The sequence below is a fragment of the Corynebacterium tuberculostearicum genome, from assembly GCF_046097465.1.
Taxonomy (GTDB): Bacteria; Actinomycetota; Actinomycetes; order Mycobacteriales; family Mycobacteriaceae; genus Corynebacterium; species Corynebacterium tuberculostearicum_I.
Window position 1 is genome coordinate 1 of sequence record NZ_CP175799.1, and the last position, 18,535, is coordinate 18,535.

15 protein-coding genes and 3 rRNA genes are annotated in these 18,535 nt (G+C 56.5%); 4 read left to right on the forward strand and 14 right to left on the reverse strand.

The genetic code is table 11. The annotated features are described in order from the left end of the window. Positions 1 to 9: 9 nt before the first annotated feature. From rrf to ACKFRX_RS00030, 6 genes are all read right to left on the reverse strand, one after another. Positions 10 to 127: ribosomal RNA gene (gene rrf / locus ACKFRX_RS00005) — 5S ribosomal RNA — on the reverse strand. Positions 128 to 267: 140 nt separating this feature from the next. Further along, positions 268 to 3,334, reverse strand: a 23S ribosomal RNA gene (locus ACKFRX_RS00010). Between the two features lie 459 nt (positions 3,335 to 3,793). Beyond that, positions 3,794 to 5,311, reverse strand: a 16S ribosomal RNA gene (locus ACKFRX_RS00015). Together the 16S, 23S and 5S rRNA genes form the textbook arrangement of a ribosomal RNA operon. Positions 5,312 to 5,897: 586 nt before the next feature. After that, positions 5,898 to 6,869: a beta-carotene 15,15'-monooxygenase gene (locus ACKFRX_RS00020; protein WP_408927948.1), complete on the reverse strand. Its 972-nt coding sequence runs from the start codon at positions 6,867 to 6,869 to the stop codon at positions 5,898 to 5,900. Further along, positions 6,866 to 7,669 (reverse strand): AAA family ATPase, encoded by an 804-nt coding sequence (locus tag ACKFRX_RS00025; RefSeq protein ID WP_408927949.1) that lies wholly within the window; start codon positions 7,667 to 7,669, stop codon positions 6,866 to 6,868. The genes ACKFRX_RS00020 and ACKFRX_RS00025 overlap by 4 nt, the downstream gene beginning before the upstream one ends. Beyond that, complete coding sequence (locus tag ACKFRX_RS00030) at positions 7,666 to 8,040, reverse strand: GntR family transcriptional regulator (RefSeq protein ID WP_408927950.1); 375 nt, start codon at positions 8,038 to 8,040, stop codon at positions 7,666 to 7,668. The genes ACKFRX_RS00025 and ACKFRX_RS00030 overlap by 4 nt, the downstream gene beginning before the upstream one ends. A gap of 203 nt (positions 8,041 to 8,243) precedes the next feature. On the opposite strand from ACKFRX_RS00030, the gene ACKFRX_RS00035 reads away from it, so the two are divergent. Further along, complete coding sequence (locus ACKFRX_RS00035) at positions 8,244 to 9,341, forward strand: NYN domain-containing protein (RefSeq protein WP_269953947.1); 1,098 nt, start codon at positions 8,244 to 8,246, stop codon at positions 9,339 to 9,341. Here ACKFRX_RS00035 and ACKFRX_RS00040 read toward each other — a convergent pair. Both ACKFRX_RS00040 and trxA read right to left on the reverse strand, forming a co-directional pair. Beyond that, entirely contained in the window at positions 9,338 to 10,075 is a 738-nt protein-coding gene (locus ACKFRX_RS00040; protein ID WP_049359222.1) for a PspA/IM30 family protein, read from the reverse strand. The two genes, ACKFRX_RS00035 and ACKFRX_RS00040, sit on opposite strands and share 4 nt — an antisense overlap. Before the next feature lie 83 nt (positions 10,076 to 10,158). Then, positions 10,159 to 10,527, reverse strand: coding sequence for a thioredoxin (gene trxA / locus ACKFRX_RS00045; RefSeq protein WP_005325956.1), 369 nt, complete (start codon positions 10,525 to 10,527; stop codon positions 10,159 to 10,161). 117 nt (positions 10,528 to 10,644) lie between these two features. On the opposite strand from trxA, the gene ACKFRX_RS00050 reads away from it, so the two are divergent. The 3 genes from ACKFRX_RS00050 (at position 10,645) to ACKFRX_RS00060 (ending at position 13,539) form a co-directional block, all read left to right on the forward strand. Next, entirely contained in the window at positions 10,645 to 10,845 is a 201-nt protein-coding gene (locus tag ACKFRX_RS00050; RefSeq protein ID WP_005325954.1) for a heavy-metal-associated domain-containing protein, read from the forward strand. Positions 10,846 to 10,853: 8 nt separating this feature from the next. Then, positions 10,854 to 13,007: a heavy metal translocating P-type ATPase gene (locus tag ACKFRX_RS00055; RefSeq protein WP_408927951.1), complete on the forward strand. Its 2,154-nt coding sequence runs from the start codon at positions 10,854 to 10,856 to the stop codon at positions 13,005 to 13,007. Positions 13,008 to 13,125: 118 nt separating this feature from the next. Then, positions 13,126 to 13,539, forward strand: a complete 414-nt coding sequence (locus ACKFRX_RS00060; protein WP_408928259.1) for a VanZ family protein — start codon at positions 13,126 to 13,128, stop codon at positions 13,537 to 13,539. A gap of 1 nt (position 13,540) precedes the next feature. On the opposite strand, the gene dnaB is transcribed toward ACKFRX_RS00060, so the two are convergent. The 6 genes from dnaB to ACKFRX_RS00090 form a co-directional block, all read right to left on the reverse strand. After that, on the reverse strand, positions 13,541 to 14,971 hold the full coding sequence (dnaB, locus tag ACKFRX_RS00065) for a replicative DNA helicase (protein ID WP_005325950.1): 1,431 nt from the start codon (positions 14,969 to 14,971) through the stop codon (positions 13,541 to 13,543). Between the two features lie 469 nt (positions 14,972 to 15,440). After that, positions 15,441 to 15,893, reverse strand: coding sequence for a 50S ribosomal protein L9 (gene rplI, locus ACKFRX_RS00070; RefSeq protein ID WP_005325949.1), 453 nt, complete (start codon positions 15,891 to 15,893; stop codon positions 15,441 to 15,443). A gap of 48 nt (positions 15,894 to 15,941) precedes the next feature. After that, entirely contained in the window at positions 15,942 to 16,490 is a 549-nt protein-coding gene (locus ACKFRX_RS00075; protein WP_005326997.1) for a single-stranded DNA-binding protein, read from the reverse strand. 49 nt (positions 16,491 to 16,539) lie between these two features. Further along, the gene (gene rpsF / locus ACKFRX_RS00080) at positions 16,540 to 16,830 is read right to left on the reverse strand and encodes a 30S ribosomal protein S6 (RefSeq protein WP_005326996.1); all 291 of its coding nucleotides are present in this window, start codon (positions 16,828 to 16,830) and stop codon (positions 16,540 to 16,542) included. Positions 16,831 to 16,952: 122 nt separating this feature from the next. Continuing rightward, the gene (locus ACKFRX_RS00085; RefSeq protein ID WP_005326995.1) at positions 16,953 to 17,141 is read right to left on the reverse strand and encodes a hypothetical protein; all 189 of its coding nucleotides are present in this window, start codon (positions 17,139 to 17,141) and stop codon (positions 16,953 to 16,955) included. Further along, the gene (locus tag ACKFRX_RS00090) at positions 17,138 to 18,535 is read right to left on the reverse strand and encodes a glycosyltransferase 87 family protein (RefSeq protein WP_200435873.1); all 1,398 of its coding nucleotides are present in this window, start codon (positions 18,533 to 18,535) and stop codon (positions 17,138 to 17,140) included. The genes ACKFRX_RS00085 and ACKFRX_RS00090 overlap by 4 nt, the downstream gene beginning before the upstream one ends.

Sequence of the window (18,535 nt, forward strand, 5' to 3'; positions counted from 1 at the left end):
GTTGTTTGGTGTCGGCGGTGACTTACTCTCCCACAACCTCCCGGTTGCAGTACCATCAGCGTGTGCAGGCTTAGCTTCCGGGTTCGGAATGGGACCGGGCGTTTCCCTGCAGCTATTGACCACCGACAAACATGCGAAGCACATACCCATCTTTTTGGGTGCCCACCTATGGGGTGGGTGTTGTGTCAGATACTGCATAGTGGACGCGGTCACGACAGTGACTATTATTCTTCTTTCTTACCTTTTGCCAAGTTATTTTCTTGGTGTTGGTGTTTGTTGTGGTCAATTAGTACCAGTAGCCTTCACACCTTACAGTGCTTCCAGGTCTGGCCTATCTACCCTATCGTCTTTAGGGGACCTTAACGAAACCTCATCTTAAAACAGGCTTCCCGCTTAGATGCTTTCAGCGGTTATCCCTTCCGTACGTAGCCAACCAGCGATACCCCTGGCGGGATAACTGGCACACTAGAGGTACGTCCGTCCCGGTCCTCTCGTACTAGGGACAGCTTTCTTCAAGTTTCAACGCGCGCGGCGGATAGAGACCGAACTGTCTCACGACGTTCTGAACCCAGCTCGCGTGCCGCTTTAATGGGCGAACAGCCCAACCCTTGGGACCTACTCCAGCCCCAGGATGCGACGAGCCGACATCGAGGTGCCAAACCATCCCGTCGATATGGACTCTTGGGGAAGATCAGCCTGTTATCCCCGGGGTACCTTTTATCCGTTGAGCGACACCACATCCACAAGTAGGTGCCGGATCACTAGTCCCGACTTTCGTCCCTGCTCGACATGTCTGTCTCACAGTCAAGCTCCCTTGTGCACTTACACTCACCACCTGATTGCCAACCAGGCTGAGGGAACCTTTGGGCGCCTCCGTTACATTTTGGGAGGCAACCGCCCCAGTTAAACTACCCACCAGGCACTGTCCCCAACCCAGATCATGGGCCAAGGTTAGATGCTCAATCCGATCAGAGTGGTATTTCAACAACGACTCCACCACCACTAGCGTGACGGCTTCATAGTCTCCCACCTATCCTACACAAACCGAACCAAACACCAATACCAAGCTATAGTGAAGGTCCCGGGGTCTTTTCGTCCTGCCGCGCGTAACGAGCATCTTTACTCGTAGTGCAATTTCACCGGGCCTGTGGTTGAGACAGCAGAGAAGTCGTTACGCCATTCGTGCAGGTCGGAACTTACCCGACAAGGAATTTCGCTACCTTAGGATGGTTATAGTTACCACCGCCGTTTACTGGGGCTTAAATTCTCAGCTTCGCAGTCAAAGACTACTAACCGGTCCTCTTAACCTTCCAGCACCGGGCAGGCGTCAGTCCATATACATCAACTTAACGTCTTCGCATGGACCTGTGTTTTTGATAAACAGTCGCTTCCCTCTATTCTCTGCGACCCCACAACGCTTAACACCGCAAGGATGCTCACGTCGTGGGGCCCCCCTTCTCCCGAAGTTACGGGGGCATTTTGCCGAATTCCTTAACCACAGTTCACCCGAACGCCTTAGTATTTTCAACCTGACTACCTGTGTCGGTTTAGGGTACGGGCCATACACACACATCGCTAGAGGCTTTTCTCGACAGTACAGGATCACCACCATCAACCCTAAAGGGTCTACGCATCACGTCTCAACCACAATGTGCGGCGGATTTACCTACCACACGATCTACACGCTTACACCACCAATCCAATAAGTGGCGTGGCTACCTCACTGCGTCACCCCATCACTTGAACCACACATCAGGCCCCACGACATCAACACCACCAGACTTCAAAGAAGACCAGTAGTGCATCCGCGGTGGTTAGTATCAGTGCTTCATCATGGGCGCGCATGTACGGGTACCAGAATATCAACTGGTTATCCATCGACTACGCCTGTCGGCCTCGCCTTAGGTCCCGACTCACCCTGGGAAGACGAACTTGACCCAGGAACCCTTAGTCATCCGGCGGATAGGATTCTCACCTATCAATTCGTTACTCATGCCTGCATTCTCACTCGCACACAGTCCACGCCTCCTTACGGTAACGCTTCAACCCATGCACGACGCTCCCCTACCCAAACAAAATGTTTGCCGCGGCTTCGGCGGTGTACTTGAGCCCCACTACATTGTCGGCGCAGAACCACTCGACCAGTGAGCTATTACGCACTCTTTCAAGGATGGCTGCTTCTAAGCCAACCTCCTGGCTGTCTTCGCGATCCCACATCCTTTTCCACTTAGTACACCCTTAGGGGCCTTAACCGGCGATCTGGGCTGTTTCCCTCTCGACTATGAAGCTTATCCCCCACAGTCTCACTGCCGTACAACACAATTAGTGGCATTCGGAGTTTGGCTGACATTGCTAAGATTGTAGTCCCGCTCAACCAACCAGTCGCTCTACCTCCACCAAGCTATAATACGACGCTGCACCTAAATGCATTTCGGGGAGAACCAGCTATCACGGAGTTTGATTGGCCTTTCACCCCTACCCACAGCTCATCCCCGCAGTTTTCAACCTACGTGGGTTCGCGCCTCCACAACCTCTTACAGCTGCTTCACACTGGCCATGGGTAGATCACCCCGCTTCGGGTCCAGGACATGCCACTATACACCCCATTAGGATTCGGTTTCCCTACGGCTACCCCACACGGGTTAACCTCGCGACATGCCGCTGACTCGCAGGCTCATTCTTCAAAAGGCACGCCATCACACACAAACGGTGCTCTGACGGATTGTAAGCACATGGTTTCAGGAACTATTTCACTCCCCTCCCGGGGTACTTTTCACCATTCCCTCACGGTACTCATACACTATCGGTCACACTGAGTATTTAGGCTTACCGGGTGGTCCCGGCAGATTCACAGCAGATTCCACGAGCCCGCTGCTACTCGGGCAACCCAACAACCCACATGCCATTGTCTTCAACTACAGGACTCTCACCTTCTCCGGCAGGCCATTCCAAACCACTTCACCTAACAACAACACACGAGCACGATGATGGTAGTCACCGTAAATTGGGGCCCACAACACCGCACACACAACCCCTACCAGGTATCACATGCACACGGTTTAGCCTCATCCACGTTCGTTCGCCACTACTAGCAGAATCATTATTATTTTCTCCTCCTACGGGTACTGAGATGTTTCACTTCCCCGCGTAAACCCCCACAACAGCTATGAATTCACTGAAGGGTAACCCCACATAACCAGGGCCAGGTTTCCCCATTCGGACATCCTCGGATCAACGCTCAATTGACAACTCCCCGAGGCTTAACGCAGCCTTTCACGTCCTTCATCGGCTCAGCATGCCAAGGCATCCACCATGCGCCCTTAATAACGAACACACAAACCACCACACACACAAACATGCGGGTGGCCACACAAGTGAACTTGACAAAAAATTGATTAAAGAAAAAAGAAATCACACAAACACACACAAACAAACCACAAAAAAGCAATCCATCTGGTGTGTTTAATGCTCGCGTCCACTATACAGTTCTCACACAACACCCCAACCACACCCCACCAACACCAACAGTGTCAACAAGAATAATGGTCAGGCACACAAAAAGGGGGATAATGCCCCAGACACCCAACAATGCACCAACATACAAACAACTTACTTTTTTAAACTGTGCACGGCTTATGTATCACAAAGCGCCATTCAAACACTTGGCCTTGTCTTATCAGGTGTGTGTTCCACCCGGACAATTTTTACTAAACAAAAGGGTTGGCAGCATGACACTCGCATACTCAACCAACCAAGGGTGCAACTGCACCCAATCAAAATAAAAGCTCCTTAGAAAGGAGGTGATCCACCCGCACCTTCCGGTACGGGTACCTTGTTACGACTTCGTCCCAATCGCCGATCCCACCTTCGACGGCTCCCTAACAAGTTTGGGCCACCGGCTTCGGGTGTTACCAACTTTCATGACGTGACGGGCGGTGTGTACAAGGCCCGGGAACGTATTCACCGCAGCATTGCTGATCTGCGATTACTAGCGACTCCGACTTCATGGGGTCGAGTTGCAGACCCCAATCCGAACTAAGGCCGGCTTTCAGCGATTCGCTCCACCTCACAGTGTCGCTGCGCGTTGTACCGACCATTGTAGCATGTGTGAAGCCCTGGACATAAGGGGCATGATGATTTGACGTCATCCCCACCTTCCTCCGAGTTGACCCCGGCAGTCTCTCATGAGTCCCCAACCAAATGCTGGCAACATAAGACAAGGGTTGCGCTCGTTGCGGGACTTAACCCAACATCTCACGACACGAGCTGACGACAACCATGCACCACCTGTACACCAGCCACAAAGGGAAAGACTATCTCTAGCCCGATCCGGTGTATGTCAAGCCCAGGTAAGGTTCTTCGCGTTGCATCGAATTAATCCACATGCTCCGCCGCTTGTGCGGGCCCCCGTCAATTCCTTTGAGTTTTAGCCTTGCGGCCGTACTCCCCAGGCGGGGCGCTTAATGCGTTAGCTACGGCACGAAAGTCGTGAAAAGACCCTCACACCTAGCGCCCACCGTTTACGGCATGGACTACCAGGGTATCTAATCCTGTTCGCTACCCATGCTTTCGCTCCTCAGCGTCAGTAACTGCCCAGTAACCTGCCTTCGCCATCGGTGTTCCTCCTGATATCTGCGCATTTCACCGCTACACCAGGAATTCCAGTTACCCCTACAGTACTCAAGTTATGCCCGTATCGCCTGCACGCCCGGAGTTAAGCCCCGGAATTTCACAGACGACGCGACAAACCACCTACGAGCCCTTTACGCCCAGTAATTCCGGACAACGCTCGCACCCTACGTATTACCGCGGCTGCTGGCACGTAGTTAGCCGGTGCTTCTTATCTAGGTACCGTCACAAAAAGCTTCGTCCCTAGCGAAAGGAGTTTACAACCCGAAGGCCGTCATCCCCCACGCGGCGTCGCTGCATCAGGCTTGCGCCCATTGTGCAATATTCCCCACTGCTGCCTCCCGTAGGAGTCTGGGCCGTATCTCAGTCCCAATGTGGCCGTCCACCCTCTCAGGCCGGCTACCCGTCGCCGCCTTGGTAGGCCATTACCCCACCAACAAGCTGATAGGCCGCGAGCTCATCCTACACCGAAAAAACTTTCCAACCATCACACTAAAAATGGCTCCTATCCGGTATTAGACCCAGTTTCCCAGGCTTATCCCGAAGTGCAGGGCAGATCACCCACGTGTTACTCACCCGTTCGCCACTCGAGTACCCTGCAAGCAGGGCCTTTCCGTTCGACTTGCATGTGTTAAGCACGCCGCCAGCGTTCGTCCTGAGCCAGGATCAAACTCTCCACAAAAAAATTTCAGAACAACATCCGAAACAGGCCGTGAAAAGCCCGAAACCCAACAAAAGAACAAACCACCACAAACCACACAACAATGCAGCCTGTGCTGGCGTCCAAAAAATTACTACAAAGAAAAAATACAGTTCCCTCAACCCGACGGGGTCAAAAAGAGGAAACCACAAAAGTTGAACACAATCACATGCCAACCAATCCATCTCAATGCAGCCGAAACACCAAACAGCATTCAAAAAGGTACGTGTTCCACATACCCAACCGGCACACACCAACCAACAAACCACCTAAAGGCTCATTGGCAGACAAACCAATCAACACACAACCATGCACACAAAAAATAAAAAGTACATTGGCACACTATTGAGTTCTCAAACATCATCACCACACAATAACCACACGTTATGGCGTGCAGCTCATTGTGAGCAAAAAGAATTTTGTTTTGTCAGGGCCTGTTTTCCTATCGCCGCTTCAGCCAGGAAATTTTCTGTTCCTGTGGGGCGCTGTCGATCGCGCTGACTCGTATTAAGTTACACAGCGACTTAAACAAACACAAATCCCCAGGCCAACGCTCCTTTTGAGTGGTTTAAGATATGCCCATCCAAGCACTCATTCCGCCACGGTGTGCATTTGCTCGGCGAATGTAGCTGGGCAGCGTCAATGCCCAGACTGCATAGAAGACCATCGCCAAGATGAACTTGGCAATTGTGGGGATGGGGGTTTGGACATATACGACGACTATCCCGGCTATGAGGACCGCATACAGGAGGAATAGGTACCAGTTCTTCTTTCCCAGAAATTCCAGAGTGACCAAAACCGGGGCACAGGTCGCACCGAGCAATACGATGGCCGTAACGAGTTCACTGTCATTCGTCAGTCCGGCGCTGAAACTGATGGCTGCGAGGACAGGTATCAGGCCGAGCGCTGCAGTATGCCGGGACCAACCCCTACGACTTCCTCCCATTACCGTGTATTCGCGGAGGGATTTTCTTAAGCTACCTAAGACCGCGGCGAGCAGAACAACAGTCAGTACCCAGATGAAGATGCCGAGGAAACCAAGCAGCGGGACTTCCTCCTTATACCGGTTAAGCACATAACCGATCGCTTGCGCCAGACACGCTGCACCCCATGCCTTGACCTGCGGGCGGTATATCGCTTGCCCAGCCAAGGTGCGAGGGAACCATCCGAAGCCGCTTGAGGGTTGGGTACCGCTGGTGGTGTAGCCGGTCCGCGTAGGAGCAGGCCTGCGGTACATCGACAACGCCGCTGCGACAGCATAAATGGGCAATGCCCACCACAACTGCACGGTGAGGGCGCCAATAGCTGCCGCCAATGCACACAGGGCAACAAGACTGCGGCGATGCTCATTCCAGATTTTCGAGCCCAGACCCACCAGCTGGTACTTCTTAAAGTCTGGTGCCAGGGTAAGTATTAGCGACAAGGAAAATATCACCGGGAACACGTTCCACGTTCCCTGCGCCATGACGGGCATGACCAGCAAAGCAAAAAAGAAAAAGGACCAGCTCCACCAATCACCTAGGTACCACAGGAGTTTCATGCTTTCTCCTCCAATGCCAAGACCGCGCGCTCCAAAGAAACCTCGTTGGCGCGCAGACCGTAGGCCTGAGCAGTGCGGAAGATGGGGTCGGTGGAGGTAGAGCGGGCGTCGATAAGCACGCGGTCCCCCAAGCCTGTGGTTTCCCTACTGAGCACGCGGAGGTCGAGCTCTGTGACCGCTGCTGTGAGGGCCTCAGAAGGGCCGGTGAGCTCCAGAATTCCCTCGATGAAGTCATCGATGGGACCGGAAATGGGGTTATCCCCCATCAGCGAGACGGTATCGAGGAGGCCCGCCACCTCATTGAGGTGATGGGTGGAGATGACAATGGTACGACCGTGCTCCTCGCGCAGCACCTGATAAAAGAGCTCGCGGCGCTGTGTATCAAGGCCGAGATAGGGTTCGTCGAGAAGCATGACCTCGCAGCCGGAAGCTACGGCAAAGATGAATCCCACCGCAGACTTTTGCCCGCGGGACAAGGAAGAATAGGCCTTGGCCGGTACGTCGAAGCGAACCAACAGCTCATTGAAACGCTCCTCATCCCAACGCGGCCAGCGCGCCTTACCAATGACGCCCAGCTTTCCGATGCCCCAAGAATCCGGCAGTGGGTTATCAATCCCCATCAAAATAACCCGGTTAAGGACCGATTGCTTGTCAAAGGGCTCTTCCCCGAAGACCGTAATACCGCCAGATTGGATTTGGCCAGCGATTTTGCGCAGGAGCGTGGTTTTGCCAATGCCGTTGGGGCCAACTAAGCCGTGTGTGAGGCCGTCGGCAAAACTGAAGTCTCGTGTCTTAATCATGAGTACATTCCTCGACTTTCTGCAACGCGATCAAATAGGTCGTGGAGTTGGGCGCGGTGGTATCCCAGTCGCACAGCTTCATCCACAAGCGGGGCCATGTATTCTGCTGCGAAATCGGCCCGACGGCGCTCGCGGATAGTCGCCAGGGCCCCTTCCGCCACAAACATGCCGATGCCACGGCGCTTATCCAGCACCCCGATATCCACCAGGAGGCTGATGCCCTTGCGGGCCGTGGCCGGGTTGATGTTGTGAAAATCAGCAAGCTCATTAGTGGAAGGGGCCCTATCCCCCTCACCCAAGGTTCCGTCCACGATGGCGTCCTCCACCAAGGAAGCAATCTGGCGGAAGAGTGGTTGCGTGGAATTATCCATTGACCCTCGGTTCGTTGGTTAGTTACTTGTGTAACCAACCATAACGGCAACACCCCACCCCTGCAATACTTCCAAAGAGAAAACTTTTTTGCTGCCACTGCGCTGGGATTTTGCCCAAGGTTATCGACGTTTTGTGACTAATGGGGCACACTGGAAACCACAAAGATTTTTATTTAGAACAATTAGAACGGAACTTAGGAGCCATGCTTGAACGCACACTCGTCTTTGTCGATACCTCATACTTGCTCGCTAGCTTTTATAACTCGTGGGAAACGGGTGCCCGCGCACAACTAGAAATTGATCTGCCCGAGGTGGTCAGCACTATGGGCGGGATGATCGAGAACCAACTTGGGACCCCCATCCAGCGCCAATACTGGTATGACGGCATTCCCGACACCGGCCCACACCGCTACCAGCGTGCACTACGCACCTGCGAAGGCGTGCAACTGCGCACCGGTCAACTCATCGAATGGGGCGAGCGCCGCACCCAGAAGGCCGTAGATACCCGCCTCGTGGCAGACATGGTCATCGCCGCCATGAAGGGCCAATTCACTGACTTTGTGCTCGTCAGTGGCGATGCGGACATGATTCCCGGCGCTCAAGCGGCCGTCGATAACGGCATCCGCGTCCATCTTTATGGGTTTGGCTGGGACTCCATGTCCTCCGCACTGCGCCATGCCTGCGATTCCACCACCATCTTGGACCCTCGCGAGGACTTTGCAGACGCTATGGAATTGCAGGTCCTAGAAGGCCCGCTTCCTCCAGTGGTGCGCGAAAATGCGCATAAAGATGGCGAGGAAATGCCCGAACCGGATGAATGCGGCGAGCCCTCAGAGGTGGAGGCAGCCTTCGGCGCCACAGAAAAGCCCACCCCGGCCCCGACGCCCAAGCCGGCTCCGCCCAAGGTGGATGCTGCAGAGGATTCCCCCGCCGAGGAGGACTCTCCCGCGGAGAAGCCGGCGCCCAAGCCATCCATGATGGCGCCACGCCGCAAGCTGCGCTCCAAGTATGTGCCGCTGCCGGAAGAAGTATGGAGCTCTGCTGGGTTCCAATCCCCCTTTGATGTCGGCCAACAATACGCCTCGTGGTGGTTCGATAACGCTGCTAGCACCGAGCAGCGCGATCAGGCACATCTACTTTCCGGCGGCGGGCTTCCCCCGGAGATCGACCGCCCGCTGTTGCAGTTTGCCTGCGAGACCCTGCACGAATACACCCTGACCGAAACCCAGCGCGTGAACCTGCGCGATGGATTCCACTCAGGGATTCGTGGGGTTCTGATTAATGTTCGCCGGCAGAATTAATCGCCGGATTCGAGTTCTTTCTTCTTTTTAAGATCCGCCCGGATGGCATCGAGGCGCGCAGACGCCTTCATGTCATTGCCGGCGGCTTGGATCTCATTAATGCGATCGCCGCCGGTGGCGTGCTGCAATTCCTGTGCACCAAGGGCATCGGCGTAGCGCTTTTCAATCTTGGCACGCACGGAATCAAGAGTAGGTACGGAATCGTCCGGGTTGAGCTGATTCATGGAATCAATAGCCTGGGCGTTCTTTTCTTGCATAGCCGCCTGGTCCGCCTGAGCCTCCAGCTGGCTAACTTGCGCTAGTTGTTCCTTCAAGCGCGCCTCAGACTGCTGCTGCTGGCTCTTGGCCTGCGCGGCAGCCTGCTCTGCGGCGGCGTACTGCTGCTTAACGTCTTCCAGCTCCTGCTCCACCGCTACCAGCTGGGAGGCAACCACTTCCGCAGCCTGGTTATATTCGGAGGCCTTTTGCGGGTCCTCTGCAGAGTCCGCCAGCTCCAATGCACGCTGGGTTTGAGACTGGTAGTCCTGCTGAGACTTAACCAGGCGGTTCATCTGCATCTCCAGCTGGGATTTATGGCCAATGATTTCTGCAGCGTGATCAGAAATCTGCTGGTGCTGCTCCTTCGCAGCCTGGACGGCCTGCTGGATCTGCACCTTCGGATCAGCGTTCTCATCAATCTTCTGATCGAAAGAACTCATCATGTACTTCCAGCCCTTGCTGAAGGGGTTAGCCATTATCTTCTCCTTTGGACATAAAAAGACGCTTTCTAGCGAGTTTAGCGATACTCACCAGAAAGCGCCCAGGAAGCTAGCGGGGATTAACCCTGCGCGTTCTGCTCTTCTACCTGGCGGCGAACCTCCGCCATATCGAGCTCCTTCACCTGCTTCAGCAGGTCTTCCAATGCTGCAGGTGGCAGCGCGCCAGCCTCGCGGAAGACCAAAATGCCATCGCGGAAGATCATCAGCGTAGGAATGGACTGAATCTCCAGCGCGGATGCGAGGCCCTGGTTAGCCTCGGTATCGAGCTTGGCAAAGGTAGCATCCGTGTGCTCTTCGGAGGCCTTTTCAAAAACCGGCGCAAAGCGCTTGCAGGGGCCGCACCAATCGGCCCAAGCGTCTACGAGCGTAATGCCCTCGCCGGTAACGGTTTCTTCAAAGTTTTCTTCGGTGACATCGATAGTAGCCATGGTTATTCTAACTCCTTTGCGGATTGCTTTATTTCCCAACGTACATGAAAAATCCTTGTCATATACCCCTAGGGGGTATAGAATGAGCCCAGAAACCAACTCTAAGAAAGGATCATCATGAGCACCAAGAACTACACCGTAGAGGGCATGACCTGCGGACATTGCGAAATGTCGGTAAAGGAAGAGGTCGGTGAAATTTCCGGCGTTAGCGAGGTCACTGCGGACCATACCACCGGCGCCGTCACGGTTACTGGCACCGATTTCACCGACGAACAGGTAGCGGCCGCCGTGGCAGAGGCCGGCTACACGCTGAAGTAGGCACCACCATGTCCCACTTGGACCTTGGCGTAACGGGAATGACGTGCACCTCCTGCTCCTCCCGCGTCGAGCGCAAGCTAAACAAGCTCGAGGGTGTAAGCGCCAGCGTCAATTTCGCTACCGAGGCGGCGGCCATCGAGTATGACTCCCAGACAGTAAGTCCACAAGAGCTCATTTCGGTGGTAGAGGGCGCAGGCTACGGCGCCTTCGATATGGCGGCGGCGAAGACGGAGGAGCCCGAAGCCGAGAAGAGCAGTGACGGGGGATTGCTGCGCCGCACCGTTATCTCCGGTGCTCTATCGCTACCGCTCATGGTGGTATCGATGTGGCCGGCACTGCAATTTCCCAATTGGCAGTGGGCCTGCGCCATCGTGGCAACCATCGTTTATATCTTTGGTGGCGCGCCTTTCCACACCGCTACGTGGACGAACCTCAAGCACGGTTCTTTTACCATGGACACGCTTATCACCATGGGAACCTCCGCGGCCTATTTTTGGTCGCTGTGGGCGCTGTTTTTCGGCAACGCGGGCGAACCGGGCATGAAAATGCACATGACGCTGGACGCGAACGCGGCGCAGATGGATCACATCTATTTCGAGTCCGTGGGTATGGTCATTACCTTCCTTCTGCTCGGCCGGTGGTTCGAGGCACGGGCCAAAGGCCAGTCCTCTGAGGCGCTGCGGGAGCTGCTCTCCCTAGGAGCTAAGGAAGCTTCGGTGCTGCGCGAGGGAGGCGAGCAGCGCATTCCAATCGCCCAGTTGCAGGTAGGCGATGTCTTCGTAGTGCGCCCGGGCGAAAAGATCGCCACCGACGGCATCGTCGTTGCCGGCAATTCGGCGGTCGACGCCTCCATGATTACCGGCGAGCCCGTGCCCGTTGAGGTCGGCTCCGGCGATGCGGTGACCGGTGCGACCATTAATGCCTCTGGCAAGCTTGAGGTTCGAGCGACCAAGGTGGGCGAAGATACGGTACTGGCCCAAATGGCCCAGCTGGTCACGGATGCACAAACGTCCAAGGCACCAGTACAGCGCCTCGTGGACCGCATTGCGCAAGTCTTCGTCCCCGCGGTCATCGCCGTAGCAGTGCTGACGCTCCTTGCCCATCTCTTCTTCGGCGGGGTGGCCCCAGCGTTTATTGCCGCGGTCGCCGTCCTCATTGTGGCCTGCCCTTGCGCCATGGGCTTGGCGACGCCCACAGCGATCCTCGTCGGCACCGGCCGCGGAGCGCAACTGGGGCTTGTCATTAAAGGCCCAGAGATCCTGGAATCTACGCGGCAAATCGATACCATCGTCATGGATAAGACCGGAACGGTCACGGCCGGAGAGATGTCCGTTACCGCCGTACACGGCGACGTCCTCGACTTAGCCGCAGCCGTGGAACACAACTCCGAGCATCCCATCGCTCGCGCCATAGCCAAAGAGCGCGACGTTAAGCCGGCTACCGACTTCGCAGTGGTTCCGGGTGGCGTGGAAGGAACTGTGGAGGGGTTCCGGGTGGGCGTCGGCAAGCGCCAAGGCCCGTTGGGCGACCTAGAAGCGCCGTTCCGCGCCGCACAGGATGCTGGTGCCACGCCGGTGGTCGTCACCGTCAACGGGCAGCCTGCAGGCATCATTGAGGTACGCGATACCCTCAAGCCGAGCTCGTCCGCCGCTGTGGCACAGATGAAGGAGCTAGGGCTTACCCCTTACCTGCTGACCGGCGATAATGCCGGGGCCGCCCGCGCCGTGGCTGCCGAGGTAGGTATCGATCACGTCAGCGCCGAGGTCCTGCCCGAGGACAAGGTGAACCACATAAAGAAGCTGCAGGCCGCGGGGCACACCGTGGCGATGGTGGGCGATGGCATTAACGACGCCGCCGCGCTGGCCCAAGCCGACCTCGGCCTTGCCATGGGCGCGGGTACCGATGTTGCTATTGAAGCCTCCGATATCACCCTCATGAATGGCGATCTGCGGTGTGCCGCTGATGCTATTCGGCTCTCGCGCCGCACACTAGCAATTATTAAGGGCAACCTTTTCTGGGCCTTTGCCTATAACGTCGTACTCATTCCCGTGGCCGCGCTCGGCTGGCTCAACCCCCTGCTGGCCGGCCTGGCCATGGCGCTGAGCTCGGTTTTCGTGGTTACTAACTCGCTGCGGCTGCGTAGCTTTTCCGTCCGGCGCTAGGTAAAGCCGCCGAGCACCCCTAAGCAGGCTAGCATTGGCGGGGCGTACACTCCCCCGCCACGAAAGAAAGGACTAGCGCGTGCTCAGCAGGGTATCCCTCACCGCGTGGACCGCGGTTATGGTCGCGTTAACCACGCTCAAGCCCTTCTACCAGATTGGCTATTTGTGGAAACCGGAAAATCAGCGCGCCCGGGATTTGCGCTGGGTTCCTTTCGATGAATTTTCCGGCGGCAGCTGGTTTGGCCCGCTATTTGAGTACGCGGGCAATACCGCATTCTTCATCCCCTTCGGAATGCTGGTCTTTAGCCTCTGCCGCTCCGTTAAGAAGACAGCTGCGTGGGGATTTGGCCTCAGCCTCGTACTAGAAGTGTGCCAATATGCTTTCGCCCTGGGGCGCACGGATATCGATGATCTTCTCTTCAATACCCTGGGCGCTCTCATCGGCGCGGCGCTCGCCGCAGCTGCGGTTTTCTTGGTACTGGTCATCCTTGGCCCACGATTGGGAGACCCCAACGCGGTGGTGGACCTGTAATTTATCCGTGCGCCATATTGACAAACTTGGAGTAGTGCAGCTGGTGCGCCACCTGCACGGTATCGATCGGACCGCCACGGTGCTTGGCTAGGATAATATCCGCCTCGCCGGCGCGCTCATTATCGCGGTCCTGGGAATCGGGGCGGTAGAGCAGCATGACCATATCGGCGTCCTGCTCCAGCGAGCCAGACTCACGGAGATCCGCAAGCTGCGGCTTTTTATCCGTACGCGCCTCAGGTCCACGGTTCAGCTGCGAGATCGCGATGAGGGGAACCTCCAGCTCCTTGGCCAAGAGCTTCAGCTGGCGGGAGAACTCAGAGACCTCTTGCTGGCGAGACTCGACCTTTTTACCCGAAGACATCAGCTGCAGGTAGTCCAAGACGATGAGGTCCAAGCCGTGCTGCTGCTTGAGGCGGCGGGCCTTGGACCGAATTTCCATCATCGTGAGGTTCGGTGAGTCATCGATAAAAAGCGGGGCATCTTGCACTCGGTTGAGGGTCTCATCGATTTTTGCCCAGTCTTCGGTGGAAACTCGGCCACCGCGCATATCGGCCAGCTTTACCTCTGACTCCGCCGAGAGCAGGCGCATGACGATTTCAGAAGCTGACATCTCGAGCGAGAAAATCACCGAGGACTTGCCGTGCTGCAAGGAGCAGGAACGCATAAAGTCCATGGCTAGGGTCGATTTACCCACACCAGGGCGGGCAGCAACGATGACCATCTGGCCCGCGTGAAGGCCATTGGTTAACTTATCGAGGTCGATGAAGCCAGTAGGCACACCTAGCTCCACGCCGCCGGCTTGCTGCAGGGCGGCGAGCTCATCAATGGTGGGGTCAATGAGATCCCCCAGGACTCGGTAATCTTCTGCCGTCTTGCGCTGGGCGACGGCGAAAACTTCCTGCTGCGCACGGTCCAGCACGGACTCGATTTCTGCATCTTCGGTGCCGGAAAATCCGAGCTGTACTACGCGCGTACCGGCATCAACAAGCTTGCGCAGCACTGCCTTTTCCGCGACGATTTCGGCGTAGTAGCGTGCGTTCGCAGCCGTGGGCACCGTGGCGAGCAGCGTGTGGAGATAGGGGGCGCCGCCGACGCGCTCGAGGTTATTAAAGCGGTCGAGCTGGGAGGCCAAAATGACGGCGTCGACGTCCTTGCCCTCGGAATATAGATCCAGCATGGCGCGGTAAATCAACGTGTGCGCCGGATAGTAGAAATCCTCCGGCTCTAGCTCCTCGATGACTTCCATCACCGTATGGGGGCTCAGCAGCATAGCGCCCAGGACGCCTTGCTCCGCTTCGCGGTCTGCGGGAGGCTGGCGGAATTCGCCATAGCGCTTTGGCTCTTCCTGCTGATAGCGGCGGCGTGGGGCCGGTTCCTCCTCCGGCGGCGGCTCCGGTGGTAGGTGTTCATCATCAAAGCTGGCGTTGGTCATGACTTCTCCCCCTTGTGGCTATTTGAGCGTCCGAGCGTATCGGAATCTCAGTGTAGTCTAGTGCCCGGACACCACCCCCTGGGCATAACTTCCACAGTTATCCACAGGGTGCTGGGAAAATCGCAGGTCGCGGTAGCCTTCGCCCATATTTGCCCTGCATAAGCCTGTGGATAACTCCAAAAGCCCATGACCTGCATAAATCAAACTCCCAGCTCAGAGCATGTTTTTATCGGTGTGAAAATAGGCACACCCTTCGTGGATAAGCGGCCTGACCTGCGGGTTAATAAAGCGGCCCCCGCGTAAACAGAAAGTTAAACGGCCAAAGAGTTATCCACAGAATTCCACAGTTATCCACAGGCCGGTGAAAACGCGCTAAAGGCCCCAAGTTCCTGCCACCTCACATAGCAGGAACTTGAGGCCTAAAGCGTTGCTGTTGTCTTTGGGTCTATATGGACCGTCGTGCGCCTAGTTAGGCAGCAACGACCGAGAAGTTCACCTTGCCGATAACATCAGCGTGCAGCTTCAGCTCGACCTGGTAGTTGCCGGTCTTCTTGACCAGGCCCTTAGGAAGCACAACGATGCGCTTATCCAGCTTAGGGCCACCAGCCTTGGAGACGGCGTTGACAATGTCTTCTGCTTGAACGGAACCGAAGAGCTTACCGGATTCGGAGGTCTTAACCTCTACCTTGACATCCGTCAGCTGCTCGAGCTGGTTGCGGACCTCACGTGCGTGATCCAGGTCGCGAATCTCGCGAGCTTCCTGGGCGCGCTTGATGCCCTCAATCTGCTTCTCTGCGCCGCGGGTAGCCACGATGGCCAGGCCGCGAGGAAGCAGGTAGTTACGTCCGTAGCCGTCCTTAACCTCAACAATTTCGCCAGCGGCGCCGAGGTTCTCAACGGCAGCGGTGAGGATCAGCTTCATGATCCCTGCCTTTCAATTGAGTTAGTTGAATAGTTGCGGGTGACAGACTTAGAACGGAGGTTCAGAATCAGCGCCTCCGAAACCACCTGCAGGTGGTGCGGAGTTCCACGGATCCTCAGAAGGAGCCTGGTTCTGCTGCGGCTGCTGTTGCTGGCCGCCTCCAAAACCGCCCTGATTATTGTTATTCGAGCGCTGTTGGCCGCCGCCGCCAAAGTTATTGCCGCCCTCACGCGGATTGCGGTTTACCTGAGCGGTGGCGTAGCGCAGAGACGGACCGACTTCGTCGACGTCAATCTCGAATACGGTGCGGTTATCGCCCTCACGGGTCTGGAAGGAACGCTGCTTCAAGCGGCCGGTAACGATGACGCGCATGCCCTTAGACATGGTCTCGGCAACGTTTTCCGCTGCCTGACGCCATACGTTGCAGGTCAGGAACATAGCTTCGCCGTCTTCCCACTGATTCGTCTGCGAGTTATAGCGACGAGGGGTGGAGGCGACGCGGAAGTTAGCTACTGCCGCACCCGCCGGGGTGAAGCGCAGCTCGGGGTCAGCAACGATGTTGCCTACCACCGTGATATTGGTATCTCCCTGTGCCATGTCTTTACTCCTTATCGGTTACGTGGATTGTGCTTGATCCCAGTATCCGCTACTTGCTGTCGGTGCGCAGAACCTTGGTACGCAGGATGGTGTCGTTCAGGTTCAGACGGCGGTCGAGCTCGGCAACCGAAGTGTGCTCGCACTCCAGGTTGACGACGGCATAAATGCCCTCTTCCTTCTTGTTGATGGGGTATGCAAGACGACGCTTGCCCCATACATCAAGGTTCTCAACCTTGCCGCCTTCCTGGCGGACGATTTCGAGGAACTTATCCAGGGACGGGGTTACGGTGCGCTCATCCTGATTAGGATCCAGAATGATCATGACTTCGTAGTGACGCACGGACCTCATCACCTCCTATGGTCTAGTAGTTTTCGGCTGCATCACCTTTGCGGATGCAGCAGGAGGGTACGTTGCGTCAAGCAACCCCACTACAGTACCGCAAATGACCGGCGAAAAGAAATCTAACCAGTGGTCGTTGCGGCGAAAAACACAGCAGCAGTCGCCGGAATGATGGTGAGGAAAAGAATGGCCAAAAGCCCCAGCACGATGGGCCCGCGGCGATCTTCACGATTGTGGAAGAGCCAGAAGGCCCCCATCACGCAGAGGAATCCCAAGATGATGGATGCCATTCCGATATAGGTAATGATCATGCGAATGCTCCTGCCAAGGGGTCGCGGCCGGCGTGCGCATCGCGCACCTTATCCGGGGTCTTTCCGCACATCTGGCGAATGACGAGGACAGCCATGGCGATAATGAGGGCGTCGCGGGAGATAATCGCAACGTCAAGCAGCTCGTGCGGAATACCCTTATTGTCTGTACCCAGCATGTGCCACATGAGTAGGGGCCACACGAGGGCGTCGACAAGCGCCCAGCTAAAGACCAAGCGCCAGCGTGGCAGGGCTAGGGCCGCGGGCACTACCAGCCACAGAGAATACTGGGGCGACCATACCTTGTTGAATAGTAAGAAGGCTGCCACGATGAGGTAAACCAGCTCGGCCATGCGCGGGGTCCGCGCGCTGCGCAGGCCCAACACCGCAATCGCCGCACAGAGAGCCAAAAACGCCACCAGGCTGAAGGTATTGAGGAACTCAGGACTAAAGCTAATCCCAGTATTGCGGCTGAGCACCGAGTAGATGGTGGTCCACTCCGCACCGCGCTCTTGGTTGAGGCGGAAAAATTCGCGCCATGCCTCCGGGTACTTCAGTGCCACCGGCGCGTTGACCACAATCCAGGTCACGGCCGCGCCGAGCAAGGCGTAGAAAAACTGCGGCAAGCGACGATTGCGCACCGCCAAGACCAGGAACGCCCCCAAGAGAAAGAGCGGCCACAGCTTAAAGGAAGTGCCAAGGCCGATGAGGACACCCGCAACGACAGGGCGCTTGCGCGCGGCGGCCAAGAGCGCACCTACGGCAAAGGCAATGGAGGGGATATCCCAGTTGCTGAAGGCGTGGATGATGACAAGGGGGCTGGCGGCGACGAGGATGGTGTCCCAGGTGCGGTTGCCCACCAGCAGGTAGACCATGTAGAGCACGCCTACCCAGATGCACGCCATGACCAAGGCGGTCAGGCCGAAGTACCATCCGGCCTCCGGGATGCCAACCCACTCAACCAGAGAGTACGTATTGCGGGCAATCCAGCCCATCAACCCCTGGAATAGGCCCGCGAGGACTGGGTACTCCATATAGCGGGTCAGGTCACCCTCTTGCCAAGAATAGGCATAGGGGAAGCCGCCTTCGTCGAGGCCACGGCCACCGTAGAGCGGGATGATGTCGTTATAGCAAAAAGAGGTGTACTGGCGGTTGCCCGCCCAATTTAGGTTAATGACCCCGTCATCACCGCGGGTGCCGCCGGCGCAATTAGCCTTCGAGAGGAATCCGCACGCCAGGAAAACCCAGCCGACGGCGATTATGGCGCGCAGCGGGGTCCACCACTGGGTGCGGCGTACACCGGCAAAACGGCCCCTTGGCCCGCCGAGGAATTCAATTACCCCGCGGGCCAAGGGTTCTGAGGAGGCGGGAATGCGCTGGTGCGGATTCGCTGTCAC